The 12,919-nt window shown below is 42.9% G+C and carries 11 protein-coding genes; 4 read left to right on the top strand and 7 right to left on the bottom strand.

Annotation, left to right across the window (positions count from 1 at the left end; genetic code table 11):
• Positions 1 to 70 precede the first annotated feature (70 nt).
• On the top strand, positions 71 to 1,897 hold the full coding sequence (locus E5672_RS06835) for a M61 family metallopeptidase (RefSeq protein WP_136781512.1): 1,827 nt from the start codon (positions 71 to 73) through the stop codon (positions 1,895 to 1,897).
• 114 nt (positions 1,898 to 2,011) lie between these two features.
• Here the strand turns inward: E5672_RS06835 and E5672_RS06830 are convergent, their stop codons facing one another.
• From E5672_RS06830 to yejK, 3 genes are all read right to left on the bottom strand, one after another.
• A complete protein-coding gene (locus E5672_RS06830) occupies positions 2,012 to 2,920 on the bottom strand; it encodes a M23 family metallopeptidase (RefSeq protein WP_136781511.1) in 909 nt (302 codons plus the stop codon).
• 37 nt (positions 2,921 to 2,957) lie between these two features.
• Positions 2,958 to 3,833, bottom strand: a complete 876-nt coding sequence (locus E5672_RS06825) for a 6-carboxytetrahydropterin synthase (protein ID WP_136781510.1) — start codon at positions 3,831 to 3,833, stop codon at positions 2,958 to 2,960.
• A gap of 66 nt (positions 3,834 to 3,899) precedes the next feature.
• A complete protein-coding gene (gene yejK / locus E5672_RS06820; RefSeq protein WP_136781509.1) occupies positions 3,900 to 5,006 on the bottom strand; it encodes a nucleoid-associated protein YejK in 1,107 nt (368 codons plus the stop codon).
• Positions 5,007 to 5,165: 159 nt separating this feature from the next.
• Between yejK and E5672_RS06815 the strand changes: the two genes are divergently transcribed.
• Both E5672_RS06815 and E5672_RS06810 read left to right on the top strand, forming a co-directional pair.
• Positions 5,166 to 5,384 carry a YejL family protein gene (locus E5672_RS06815; RefSeq protein ID WP_014949499.1) on the top strand — a complete coding sequence of 73 codons (219 nt, stop codon included), beginning with the start codon at positions 5,166 to 5,168 and terminating at the stop codon, positions 5,382 to 5,384.
• Between the two features lie 8 nt (positions 5,385 to 5,392).
• Positions 5,393 to 6,919 carry a DUF3413 domain-containing protein gene (locus tag E5672_RS06810; protein ID WP_136781508.1) on the top strand — a complete coding sequence of 509 codons (1,527 nt, stop codon included), beginning with the start codon at positions 5,393 to 5,395 and terminating at the stop codon, positions 6,917 to 6,919.
• 91 nt (positions 6,920 to 7,010) lie between these two features.
• On the opposite strand, the gene E5672_RS06805 is transcribed toward E5672_RS06810, so the two are convergent.
• The 4 genes from E5672_RS06805 to E5672_RS06790 form a co-directional block, all read right to left on the bottom strand.
• A complete protein-coding gene (locus E5672_RS06805) occupies positions 7,011 to 7,586 on the bottom strand; it encodes a D-glycero-alpha-D-manno-heptose-1,7-bisphosphate 7-phosphatase (protein ID WP_136781507.1) in 576 nt (191 codons plus the stop codon).
• Positions 7,587 to 7,621: 35 nt separating this feature from the next.
• Positions 7,622 to 8,500 (bottom strand): putative RNA methyltransferase, encoded by an 879-nt coding sequence (locus E5672_RS06800; RefSeq protein WP_136781506.1) that lies wholly within the window; start codon positions 8,498 to 8,500, stop codon positions 7,622 to 7,624.
• A 186-nt stretch (positions 8,501 to 8,686) separates the two neighbouring features.
• Entirely contained in the window at positions 8,687 to 9,817 is a 1,131-nt protein-coding gene (locus E5672_RS06795; protein ID WP_136781505.1) for an enoyl-CoA hydratase/isomerase family protein, read from the bottom strand.
• A gap of 59 nt (positions 9,818 to 9,876) precedes the next feature.
• Positions 9,877 to 11,031: an acyl-CoA dehydrogenase family protein gene (locus tag E5672_RS06790; RefSeq protein ID WP_136781504.1), complete on the bottom strand. Its 1,155-nt coding sequence runs from the start codon at positions 11,029 to 11,031 to the stop codon at positions 9,877 to 9,879.
• A gap of 237 nt (positions 11,032 to 11,268) precedes the next feature.
• On the opposite strand from E5672_RS06790, the gene E5672_RS06785 reads away from it, so the two are divergent.
• Positions 11,269 to 12,870: a response regulator gene (locus E5672_RS06785; protein WP_338081707.1), complete on the top strand. Its 1,602-nt coding sequence runs from the start codon at positions 11,269 to 11,271 to the stop codon at positions 12,868 to 12,870.
• Positions 12,871 to 12,919 lie beyond the last annotated feature (49 nt).

The following is a 12,919-nucleotide window of genomic DNA, read 5'->3' as shown; positions in this document are numbered from 1 at the left end:
CAATCTATTGGGATTAACACAATAGATTGATATAGTTAAGGGATAGTTTTGCTTATCTTTTCGGACGTTTATGACCTCTGCTCTTCGCTATACGTTAACTATTTCAAATTGGCGTGCCCATCAATTTACTGTCGCACTGCAAATACCTGAACATTCTGGCTCATCAATAGAGCTAAGCCTGCCAAGCTGGATCCCCGGAAGCTACATGGTGCGCGATTTTGCGAAAAGCATTATTGAGCTAAATGCTAATACTTCTGAAAGTAATAGTGCTGAAAATGTTGGCGATAAAAGCGTTCATAGTCTTTCTGTTGCTAAGCTTGATAAGCAAACTTGGCAAGTAGAAACAGATGGAAAAGCTTGTACTGTTAACTATACCGTTTATGCCAACGACTTATCTATTCGCTCTGCTTTTATGAACGATCAATATGCGTTTATAAATGGTACCAGTGCGTTTCTAAACGTTTCCGGCTTTACGAATGTGCCTTGTGAGGTGGACATTGAGCTAAACGACAGCGATTCGGCAATCGCAAACTGGAAGGCTTATACGTCTATGCCTTCTCGTTGTGAAAGCACAAGTCCGTCTCGTTGGCACTTCATTGAAAAAAATTACGATGAACTCATCGACCACCCTATTTATGTGGGCATTGCAGACACTCATAGCTTTGAGGTTGACGGCATTAGGTTCACGTTACTTTTCTCAGGTATTAACAATATCGATTATGAGCGAATAGCAAATGACTTAGCGCCAATATGTAAGCATCACCTAGATTTGTTTGGTGCTCCACAACCTATTAATGACTATCTGTTTATGACGCTGCTCGCCGATAATGGGTTCGGCGGTTTAGAGCATAAGTATTCCACTGCCCTTCTATACCCTCGCTTCGACCTTCCTCAAGTTGGTGAAAGTGAGAAAAAAACCGACAGCTACATCACATTCTTAAGTCTGTGCAGCCATGAGTTTTTCCACACATGGCATGTTAAGCGCATTAAACCTAGCGTAATGGTGAAACCAGACTTATCGCAAGAAACATATACAAATCAGCTATGGATATATGAAGGCTTTACCAGTTTCTATGATGACGTCACCCTTGCTAGAGCCGGCGTTATTGAACCACAGAAATACCTCGATATTGTTGCGCAAAATGTCAGTCGACTTTTGCAAAACGCTGGTCGCTTTAAACAAAGTGCAGCTGAAAGTAGTTTCGACGCATGGACAAAGTTTTACAAGCAAGACGCTAGCGCTACTAACAATATTGTTAGTTATTACACTAAGGGGGGCATTATCGCCCTTGGGTTAGATTTACTGCTTCGTAAACAGTCAAACGACCGTGTGAATTTAGACACCTTGATGCAACTATTGTGGAAACATTATGGGGTGGATGAAAAAGGCACACCTGATGACGTGATCCAATCTTTATGCAAAACCCACCTCAACATCGACGTTTCAGATTACTTGAATCGCGTGGTGTATGGCACAGACGATGTAGAATTAGCGACATTGGTATCTGAGATGGGCGTAAATTACGCTATTCGTGCACGCGTATCAGGTGAAGATAAAGGTGGCGTTTCCTCGCTACCTGTTATTAAAAATCAACTTGGCGCCACGTTAAAACCTGCCACCTTCGGACTTACGGTAATGCAAGTATTTGAAGGCCTTGCCGCAATGAAGGCAGGTATTCTTTTGAACGATGTAATCATCGCGTTAGACGGCCACATCGTCAATGCTCAGAAACTTCAGCGCCTTTTAGATAATGCCCAGACACCAAAGGTAGATTTAACGCTTATTCGAGACGGGCGGCTTCTAACCCTTCCTCTTGAGGTAACTGAGGCTCGAAAAGAAATGGCTTACTTTGAAATTACTGATGAAGAAAAGCTTAATCAATGGCTAGGGAAATAACTTCGCCCAGTAGCGCAAATACGATAAGGTAATGTAAATACTAAAAAGGCGCTTTTAGGTGAGCCCTGAAAGCGCCTTTTCTTTATGGCTGTAGAAACTAAGTCAAATTAATGGTTACTGTTCAGGAGACCCCGACATTATAGTGTGGGGATCTAAGCGAATGTTGCCTAAATTTATTCGCCAATCTAGATGCGGGCCTGTCGAGCGCCCTGTCGAGCCAATTGTACCAATCTGCTCGCCTTGCTTAACGGTGTCTCCCACTTCTACCGTTATAGTATCCATGTGAAGGAATGTCGAAAACACGCGCATGCCGTGGTCTAGAATCAAGGTGTTACCCGAATAATAGAGATCATCAGCCATGGTTACCACACCATCTACTGGGGCATACACAGGCGTGCCCGTTTCATTGGCGATGTCCAATCCATAATGCGGCCACTTCGGCACACCGTTTAGAATGCGCTGACTACCATAAACACCAGTGATAGCACCTTTTGCAGGCCATTCAAAACGAGTGAACAGTGCATCCAAATCTGTATTGCCACTGCGCGCGTTTGCCACGTTGATATTGTCTTGCTTAATTCGCGCCGTCACTTCTGCTGGCGGCGTAACCATTTTTTGCTCTAGCCCGTCAATTCGCTGAATGTTGTACTCGCGTTTTTCAAGAGTAATATCGCGCTGCCACTTTTTGCCATTGTCTAACTCTACAGCCAACGTCTGCTGAAGCTGTGCTTCTCTTTCAAACCCAACCACAAATTTTCCGTCTTTATTGGTTTGTACGGGTTCGCCATTAAGCGTTACTTTGGCACCAACTGGGGCTTGCCCGCGCAACAGAGCACCTTGCGTAAACTTACCGTTCAGCACAACGTCTATTTGCTCTTGACTAGAAAGCCCAGTGGCTTGTTCATTTAATTCTAAAGCCGCAGAAACAAATGATATAGAAGCAACTGCACTAAGCACTACTACACAATTTAATATAGAAGATATTTGATTGCGTAATGTGTCTTTTGAAAGCGTGAATGCCATAGCTATTTCCTTTCCCTATAACGAGCAGTATCGAATATTAACCCTTTACTGTGGCGCCTTTGCCTACGCCCTCGTAAGCGATGACTTGGCAAACGCCATCAGGCGTGCGTTTCTTTTGCTCTTCCAGCAAATATTGCGCTAAACACTCTACGGTTGAGTCAGTTTCAATCACTTCACAATCTGACTTAGGTATGAGTAATTCAAAATAGCCTTGTGAAGACTCGTAAGCAAAACAGTAATAATCTGCGTCATTAGCTACTTCACCTTTAAGCTTTCTGTCGCTGTAGGCTATTTCGTCCTCACGGGTTGCTATATAAATATCGGCCCAACGGTCAGCCCAATACTGTTGACTTTCAACACACACTTTGCCATCAATAATAATATCAATGCGCGAACGGTGACCGTGCGCTATGCGCTGGCAATTACCGTCATGCTTTTTAAGCCCGTGGGTATAGTGATAAAACGGAGAGTTAATCACTTCTTCACGTAAATGTAGCGTGATGTTCTCAACGTTTTCAGGAAGATGGGTCGCCAACACTTCTTTTAAGTAAACGCCGACAGATTCCATGTTTATCTCATCAGAATAAACAAATGCATAAGCTTCAGCGGGGCAATGTAGCATAATGCTACGACCGTCAGTACAGGTAAAGCGCGCCTCTACTTGTTCAGAGTCGTCATCGTGGATAACTTCTGAGCCACTGTATTCAGCAGGTATAAGCAACTTATGGTCGACATATTCGTCGATAAGCCGCTTTAAGTTCTTTTTCACGTGACCAAAGTCTTGAACCATGCTCTCTTCGTTAAGCTCACCGTCCAAAATCACATCGACAATCCAGCTTTCCCCTACCATGCCGCGTTTTGGGCAAAGGTAAGAGAAGTCCATCACTGTCAAATCATTTACAAATAATTGCATAACACCCTTGAATCGAGTTTATATTCTACTAACTAGTATACGTTTTTTAACTTTGCTTCGCAGCGACTAGTCCATTGAAGATTGGCGATTAAGCTGATCTTTTAAATTTGGTGGAATTCCGCGAATAGTTAGTGTATCGGTTGCAGGGTCGTAAAACACCCTATCACCCATTAATTTGCGTTCGAAGCTTAACGATATACCACCGCCCTGACCGGTAAATTTAGCAAGCTGTTTTAGCGCCGCAGGGTCTGGCTGAATTTCTTTCTCAAGCGGTACTTCCATAGACTGAGTAAAAGCAGAAAAGTTGCTGCTGGTCTCTTCATTTTGAGGAAGTCGGTTCGCCAGTTCATCTACCGATAAACTTTCGCCTGCATCAATCTTTTCTTTAAAGTAAGATTTAACTTCTTCTCTATGCTGATGCTGTTCTTGCGGGTCTAGAGACTCACTGGCAAGGTAGGCATCAACTGAAGAAATCAATTGTTTGTTTTGCTGTTTAACATCAACCAGCTCTTCACAGCCTACAAACTGCATAAAGAAGTCAGATACCTTTCGCCCCATTCTACCTTTAATAAAGCTAACGTAGCGCTGCTGTTCTGGCTGAATATCCCACTGGGTTAAATCGAAACGTACAGCGAGCTGCATTTTTGCTAAATCTAAGTGTTCACGAGCAGAAAGATCTAAAGAGTTTGTCACTTCAACGTGCGAACGGGTATTTAACAATGCAATCATCAAATACTGTGTGGCCAAATATTCATACTGGCAGAAAATAAGAAAACCGGTCTCAACAGTACCCGTTTCTGCCAAAGTGCGAACCAAGCGGTTAGTCGATGACACTGAAAATGCATGGAATGCATCTTCAACGTTATCACCCGCCGCTTTTTGGATATCCATGTATTGCCTAAGGCCTTCCGCAAACTCAGCCACGTTTTCGGTGCTTTTTTGCGTCGTCGCTTCGCCTTCTTCGTTTTCCACCTTTGCTTCACGGGTAACTTCCGTCACGAAGTGGCCAACCCCCTTTCCAGGTTTAGCATTGAAACTGTGGTTTATTTGATGGGCAAGAAGCTCGATTTCCGGAGTAACAGCTAAGCAGTTGTCACGTGGAATAGCTTCAATTTTCTCTTCTTTGTTTACAATCAAACGATGTACAACAAAGTGATGAATCAGTGCACTCATAGAGTATCGGGTGTCCTGTTGCTTAAAAAGTGTCAGAAATATCCAAAGAATTGCGGGATTTTAGAATGAATGATTGTACTCACTCAAACAACGATTATAATCATTTTACGTGTAAAACCATTCTTTTTATCAAAGAAATCATAAAAAAGAGGCGTAGCAATGCCCCAACAGAGCCGCTATAGCAACGACGAATTCGAAACGCTAATGAATAACGTTATTCTAACCCTTGAAGAAGGCGGTGCAAACCGCGATCTTTCACTAATGGTGTTAGGAAATGTCATTACGCACATTTTAAATACTCAGGTAGCCCCTGAAAATCGCGAAGCCATGGCAACCCAGTTTGCCGATGTACTGAAAAAAAGCGTTAAAAATAGCTAAGGGATTGCATGATACTTGCCGAATCACCTCGTCGCCAGCGCGTTACTAAACTGGTAAATTGGGGGCATTGGTTTGCCTTGGCGAACATTATCATCGCCATTGTTATTGCCTCGATTTTTGTTTTCTCATCACCTATGCCAGGCACAGGTGTCGGCACTTTGTATCTTCTCGCCAACTGGTTCGGTCATATTGGATTTATGACCTTTTTTGGCTTTGTTATTTTTATCCTCCCCCTTTGCTATTTAGTTAACAACCCCAGAATTATAAAGGTAAGTGCATCTGTTATTGCTGCTGTGGGTTTAGCGCTATTAGCTTTCGATGCGCTGCTATTTAACCGTACAGGCTTTCATATTAGTTTCCACGCCGCTGACCTGCTGCGCAGTGAAGCACAGTCGACAATGGCAATAGAGAGCTGGCAACAGTGGGCTTTCTTATTTCTTTTATTTGTTGTTTGGCTTGGCTTTCAGCTGGTTTTAGCCAATGCAATCTGGAAGCGTGTTGAACGCTTCACTCGTCATAAAGTTGGCATTCCTGTCACTACATTTTTTGTCAGCTGTTTTGTTACCAGTCACGCTATTCATGTGTGGGCTGATGCCAAGCTGTATCAACCTATCATTAAGCAAGACAACATGTTTCCGCTTTCTTACCCTGCCACCGCTAAGACTACAATGTCGCGTTATGGCTTGCTTGACTTAGCGGCCTATGAAGAACGAAAGCAACTTCAGTTCAACCCTGATATTCACAATATCACTTACCCTGCTGAGCCTGTTTATTGCTCTATAGAAACGAGTAAAAATCTTACCGTTATTGTGCAAGTTGACGGTGATAACGATATCGATTTAAGCAGGATTAAAGGTAAACAGCTGAATCAGGTTGCTAATTATTATTCAACAGCAAGTACCGTTGAAGGTCTTATGACAGCAACCTTGTTTGGTGTGCCGGAAATTTATCAGGACGCGTTATCTAAAAAACGTCCCGTGTTGCTTGCCCTTCCGCTAGGCTCGGGTATGCCAGTTTCTATTCACAGCGATGTACCTTTGCCGCTGCCACAATTATCTGGCTATTTACAGCCTTTAAGTAACAATCATGAGGGGCTGCACATTGCTTTCATGAATGGCGCAGACATAAAGGATTACGTTGAAAGTACAATAGATAGAAAACATGACGTTATTGTAGCGACAGGCTTTGCTAGTGAAGATGGTAAAGGGGCGCTATACAGTACCCTTAAAATCAAAGCAGAACTTGCAAGTACTGAAGATTTAGCACCAACGATTTTGAACACTTTAGGCTGTAACGCGCCCTCTACGTTTTATTCAACAGGTCAAAACTTACTGGCGCCGTCCAGACCCTGGTTGGTTAGCACATCTGGAGAACGAATTGTTGTTTTCCATGGAAATAAGCGCACAGACGTTCTAAGTAACGGTAGCTATGAAATTAGTGACTTATCTTCTGGGAAGCGAAGTAAAGAATCGTTAAATATTGACCTGCTAAGCCAAGCGGTTAAGCACTTATCTCGCTTTTCCACACAGAATTAACGGCGTAACAGCAGCGATTAACCTAAGCTATCGCTGCTACCCGTTGCGACCTTTAAATAGGGAATAATAAGGTTTAATTTAAATTTTTCGGTTACGCATAACCTTGTTTTGACGAGATGTCTAATAAGGATGCAACCTGAATGACTTCATGAGGCGCAGCAAGTCGGTTTAACTGTTCGTCTGTTATACATTCCTCTGATAAATAGAAGCTTTTACTAACACCTGCTGCGCTAGCAGCTTCTATGTCTCGCCAGCTGTCACCGATTAATAGGCTGCTTTTTAAGTTAATATTTAGCTCCTGCGCCGCTTGATTTAGCATTCCGGGTAGTGGCTTTCTACACTTACAGGCAGTAGCGTATTGTTCAACAATACCTTGCGGGTGATGAGGACAAAAATAAACAGGAATGTTCACTATACCGTGGGAAGAAAAGTCTTTTTGTACTCGCGCCATTAATGCCTGAAAGTCCATTTCGCTATAATAGCCACGGGCTATCCCACTTTGATTGGTAACAATAACAGGTAAGTAGCCGTTATTTTGAAATTTCAGAATAATGTCGAAGATACCTTCTACAAATTCAAAATCTTCATACTTACCCACGTAGCCGTGGTCGACATTAATTACACCGTCTCGGTCTAAAAAGAGCGCTTTTTGTTTGCTATCGGCCATTTAGTATCCCTACCTGAACCATCTTATTCTCACTGTCATTGCCCAGCAATGCTGTCACTTGAGCTTTTCTTCCACATTTGGATATGGAAGTCTGCGGTTACGTGGCCTAACGATGCAACAATTGCGTCAATTTTGCCCTGAGGTAGCTTCCAGTAAAAAGGCGTCATTTTTATTAAAGCTAGAGCGTGTTCGGTGTTTTCAAAGTGTATAGGAAATGAGAAGCACTCATTGTGAACGCGAGTAAAACCGTCCCTAGGCTTTTCATTTATCTGATGCTGCCTTGCATTGTCATAAACTTGCTGCTTTAGTTCATATAAATGGTTTGGCGCAGGGTCTACTGTGATCAGTATCCCTTGTTCTTTTAATACTCTTAAATACTCATCATTACTGCCTGGCGCAAACACCTGCATTACTACGCTTTGCGTGTTGTCCTGAACGGGTAATTCAAAGCTACTTGCTACTACAAACTGTGTTTCCTTATAAGCTTTAGCGGCTAACTCTACCGCTATTTTAGCAATATCACTTCCTGCACCTTTAACCGAATGACCATTACAAGACAGTCCCTGAACCATTGCATCTAAATAGCTTCCTTCGCCACACCCTGCGTCGTATATAGACAAGGGTTGTTTAGAATTAACATTCGAGAAATCACTCGCTTTTGCCGATTGAACAAGAAAATTTTCCACCAGCGATAGCATTTTCTCTTTCAATGGTTTGTAGGTGTTTAACTGATGAAATTCCCTTCTGGCTTTCACCATATCTTTATCGTCACCCGGAAGTTTCGATTTTTTGAACTGAACAGGTAACAAGTTAACGTAACCCGATTTCGCTTTATCAAAGCTATGATTATTAATACAGCGTATTGGCGTAGAATTTAGTTGTATCGGTGATTTACAAAGTGGGCACTGCCACATGGTGAGAACTTTGTTGTTAGGAATTTGCCGTAAAGGATACCAAAATCGGTGCCTTCACGGCAATAATAGAGCGTAAGAACACCACGATAGATGGCGTCGCCTACGCTTACTGGTTTAGGCAATCAGCCCTAATAAAGAAACGTTTGCCATACTCGCATGCTCACGCAATTGCGAAAAGCAGAGTTTTCACAACTGTACTAATGGGTGGTTTTCTTCACTCCAAGGTGAGTGAAAGAAATGCTCGATTACGTCTTGGGGTACATCATTTACCGTTTTATATTTCCAGTTAGGCGACATATCTTTATCAATTAATAAGGCCCTTACCCCCTCTTGGAACTCCCCTATTTCACCGCACCGGCAAGACATATCTGCTTCCATCCTAAAGCAATCAGCCAATGTCATGTCGGCTCCTTTAACGCACTGCTCGTAAACTAAATGCATAGTGATAGGCGACCCCTTTGCAAGGGTACTTTGCCCGCGGAGAAGCCATTTATTGTCTTTCATATCTGCGCTTAAAATAGCGTTGACTATTTCACTCACACTGCCTTGCGAACATAAATCATTGATAAACGACATATTTGGCTCTACATTGCCAATAGGCAAGGTATTAGGTTTTTCTAAAGCATTAATAATTGTCGATACAGATGCCGCTAAACTTGTGTCATCTGTCTTATTCCATGAATATTCTGTTAGAGCGCTTAAAAGATTGTGTTTCTGTGTGCTGGCTACCAATGCGTCGGCAAGGCCAACGTAAAGGGCATCCGTACCGTTCATTTGTCCGCCTGTTAGGCCAAGGAATAAACCTGACTTTCCTGGCAAGCGAGGAAGAAAATAGCTTCCCCCAACGTCAGGATATAAACCTATTGTGATTTCGGGCATAGCTAACCGAGATGTCTCGGTAACCACGCGATGGCTTGCACCGCATAGAAGCCCCATACCACCGCCCATGACGATGCCGCTACCCCACACGATTATAGGCTTACTGTAATTATGAATGGTGTAGTCTAATGTGTATTCTGTTTTGAAAAACGTCTCTAGAAAGGGCGGTATTTTGCCCTTTGCTTCTACCATCGACTGGTACATAGAAACAATGTCACCACCGGCACAAAATGCTTTTTCTCCTTCCGCATCGATCACCACAGCAACAACATCATTGCGCAACTGCCATTGCTGAAGTGCATTGAGCATAATGTCCGCCATCGTTAGGTCTAGCGCGTTGAGTGCTTTTGGCTTATTGAGAGTTAAACGCCCAATAGTAAAGTCGTTACAGCTTGTTTTTATCTCATCAACAATGACTACCGGCTCTACGTTTGTCATGTTTACTCCTGCTCATAATCCATTAGATAGTATTCAGATAAATTCATTTTCTTACTTTACTACAATACGCTTCGCTCATCTGACAGCAAACGTCTTCCAATTATGACACGCATAATTTCGTTAGTGCCCTCTAATATTTGATGTACGCGGACATCCCTGAAATGGCGCTCTAATGGATATTCTTTGATATAGCCATAACCACCATGAAGCTGCAGCGCATCATTACATACATTAAAACCCACATCGGTAGCGAAGCGTTTAGCCATAGCACAGTAAGTGGTTTTGTCAGGATCATTATTGTCTAATTTACACGCCGCCATTCTTACCATTTGCCTGGCCGCAACCAACTCTGTCGCCATGTCTGCTAACTTAAATTGTAGCGCTTGAAACCCAGCAATTGTTTTACCAAACTGTTCACGTTCGTTCATGTAATCTCGCGCTACATTAAGAGCTTGCTGTGCCGTTCCTACCGAACAAGTTGCAATGTTAATTCGACCGCCATCAAGACCCTGCATGGCCATTTTAAAGCCTTGCCCCTCTTCTCCGAGCAACCAATTTGCATCGAGCTTCACATTGTCGAATGTAATCATCCTTGTGGGCTGTGCGTTCCATCCCATTTTTTCTTCTGCTTTTCCATATTCAATGCCCTTCGCATTAGCCGGCACGGCAAAAGCTGAAACTCCTTTTGGGCCATCTTCACCGGTACGCGCCATAACAACTAAAACGTCTGTACTTCCCGCACCTGATATAAATACTTTCGCCCCATTTAGTACGTAAGTTCCGTCTACTTTTACCGCTTTTGTTTTAAGCGACGCGGCATCAGAGCCTGCACCAGGTTCGGTTAAACAGTACGACGCTAATTTGTTACCTGTTACAAGTTGGTCGCACCACATATCTTTAACTTCATTGGTACCCCACGTTGCTATCATCCATGTCGCCATATTGTGAATGGTTAACATAGCTGTGGTAGTGGTACATCCCATTGAAAGCTGCTCAAAAATAATTGAAGAGTCGAGCCTCGATAGTCCAAGACCACCAGCACTCTCTGGTGCATACAAACCACAGAAACCTAATTCGCCTGCCTTTTTTATCGCATCAATAGGGAAATGGTGCTCCCTATCCCACATAGCAGCATTAGGTGCCAATTCTTGCTGAGCAAATTGGCGGGCAGTTTCTTCAAAGGCGAGTTGGTCATCGGTTAATTCAAAGTTCATTAGACGTACCTTCAATAAGTTGCTTTTAAACAACAATAACCAATACCTACCCCTTACGTAAACGTAAAGGTAAATTTTTATTTAAATATTATAATACTAATCGTAAATATTTTGTGACGAAGCTTCGTTTCTACCACTTAGGCGGGAAATAACCGACGAAAGTTAACCTTATTAATAATGCACTTTTATTTTTCCGCTGATAAGCTAGCTTCATGTAATCGTACAGTTAAGCAGCCTGTGGAATTTAGAATAGCAATAGTAGAAGATAATGCTACCGCTCGAACCGCGCTTCGAGGGCATCTCATGTCTATCGCTAATTTATCTGTGAGCAGCTTTGCGTCTGGTATAGAGTTAAAAGCGGCGCTTAAGAAACAAAATTTCGAACTATTATTGATGGACTACCATCTTGGTCAGGGCAAAACCGGCGTTGAATGGGTGCAAAGCTTAAGAGAAGCTGGGTTTATTCGGCCAAGTACGGGGATAATATTTCTTACGTCAGACCGTTCTCCGCAGATAATCGGCCGGATCATGGATCTACAGCCCGATGTTTTACTTATCAAACCTTACACTATCGCCTCACTCACTCGCCAGATTAACCACTATTTAAGCTACCGTGATTTTGTCAAAAACGTTTTACATTCGTTAGACAATAAGCAGTTAGAGCGCGCCATCAGCGTTATACGAGCCAAAATTTCCGAAGGCATTCCGCCACGCCTTGTTGCAGACATTCGAAAGCTGTACGCGCGCCTTCTTTATGAGAATGGCGATCTTCAAAGAGCACTGAGCATTTATGAAGACGTGCTAACCCGTTCCGATAAAGTACTCTGGGCTCAGTGGGGTAAAGTAAAGTGTCAATACGCCTCTGGACAATGGCCTCATTGCAAGAATCACTTAAGTCAGATGGTAAACTCAAGTTTAGCTCGTGATAAAGCATTCGAATGGCTTGCTTCCATATCTTTTGAACAAGATGCGTATGCTCAAGCAGAGAAGTATCTGAACGAAATTAAGTTCAGCGAATTAAGTCTACACGCAGCTAAGCTTAAAACTCTTGCTTATCAAAAACAGGATAAAGTCGTTGAAGCCATCGACCTTCTCCAACGTAAGCGAGCGATGCACCGCAGTGCTAAAGACAGCTTTAACGACTTTACCTTTGAATTGGCTGAATTCTATTTGTTTTTGGCCGAGGAATCGCCTCAAACCAACAGAAGTGAAAGTTTGTCTCAAGCAAGAAAACTGGTGGGTATTGCAGGAAGAAGTCAGAGCGACCCTCAAACGCTGCAAAAGAGAGATTATCTCTTGGCGTTCTCAGCAGTGTTAGATAACGATCTAGAAAAAGCTGCACACTTTCTTGAGAGTGAACACATCGACAACTATTTACGCACCGAGCCCTCTATCTTAGTTATTGCAGCAAAAGTACATCACGGGCTTGGTGATGAACGCAAAGCGGGTGAATTGCTGTTAATGGCTAAACAAAAAAATGCCGAACTGCAAGCCATATCGGAACAGGTGATGAACGACGCCCTTATTTTCACTGGTGGGGAACGTTTAGGGCTAAACCATGAGCAGGCCATTTCTATTAATGAAACTGGTACTCAGCTTTTCATCGAAGGGTTGTTTACCAAGGCAATGAAACATTTTTATGATGCGTTTCAGCTTTCACCAGATACCGCTGCCTTTGGCTTGAACCTGCTTCAATGTATGATTGAAGCAGACACTGGCGTTTACCGTAAATTTAGTATCAAACATTTACTCGAAAACATTACTGTTTTACCGCTTAATGACACTAATAAAGCGCGTTTAGCGCAACTTACCTTATCTGCACAAGAGCAAGCACTTTAGTCATTCACAGCGCTTACATAATGCACAGCTAGCAGCGGCTTTATTCCTT

Source organism: Alteromonas portus (genome assembly GCF_005117025.1).
GTDB lineage: Bacteria > Pseudomonadota > Gammaproteobacteria > Enterobacterales > Alteromonadaceae > Alteromonas > Alteromonas portus.
Note: the sequence above shows the minus strand (reverse complement) of the source record. Positions and strands in the feature narration are given on the sequence as shown.

Bases quoted from the DNA above. Each gene is read 5' to 3' on its own strand.
- E5672_RS06835 (WP_136781512.1), top strand. From the start codon at position 71: ATGACCTCTGCTCTTCGCTATACGTTAACTATTTCAAATTGGCGTGCC.
- E5672_RS06830 (WP_136781511.1), bottom strand. From the start codon at position 2,920: ATGGCATTCACGCTTTCAAAAGACACATTACGCAATCAAATATCTTCT.
- E5672_RS06825 (WP_136781510.1), bottom strand. From the start codon at position 3,833: ATGCAATTATTTGTAAATGATTTGACAGTGATGGACTTCTCTTACCTT.
- yejK (WP_136781509.1), bottom strand. From the start codon at position 5,006: ATGAGTGCACTGATTCATCACTTTGTTGTACATCGTTTGATTGTAAAC.
- E5672_RS06815 (WP_014949499.1), top strand. From the start codon at position 5,166: ATGCCCCAACAGAGCCGCTATAGCAACGACGAATTCGAAACGCTAATG.
- E5672_RS06810 (WP_136781508.1), top strand. From the start codon at position 5,393: ATGATACTTGCCGAATCACCTCGTCGCCAGCGCGTTACTAAACTGGTA.
- E5672_RS06805 (WP_136781507.1), bottom strand. From the start codon at position 7,586: ATGGCCGATAGCAAACAAAAAGCGCTCTTTTTAGACCGAGACGGTGTA.
- E5672_RS06800 (WP_136781506.1), bottom strand. From the start codon at position 8,500: ATGTGGCAGTGCCCACTTTGTAAATCACCGATACAACTAAATTCTACG.
- E5672_RS06795 (WP_136781505.1), bottom strand. From the start codon at position 9,817: ATGACAAACGTAGAGCCGGTAGTCATTGTTGATGAGATAAAAACAAGC.
- E5672_RS06790 (WP_136781504.1), bottom strand. From the start codon at position 11,031: ATGAACTTTGAATTAACCGATGACCAACTCGCCTTTGAAGAAACTGCC.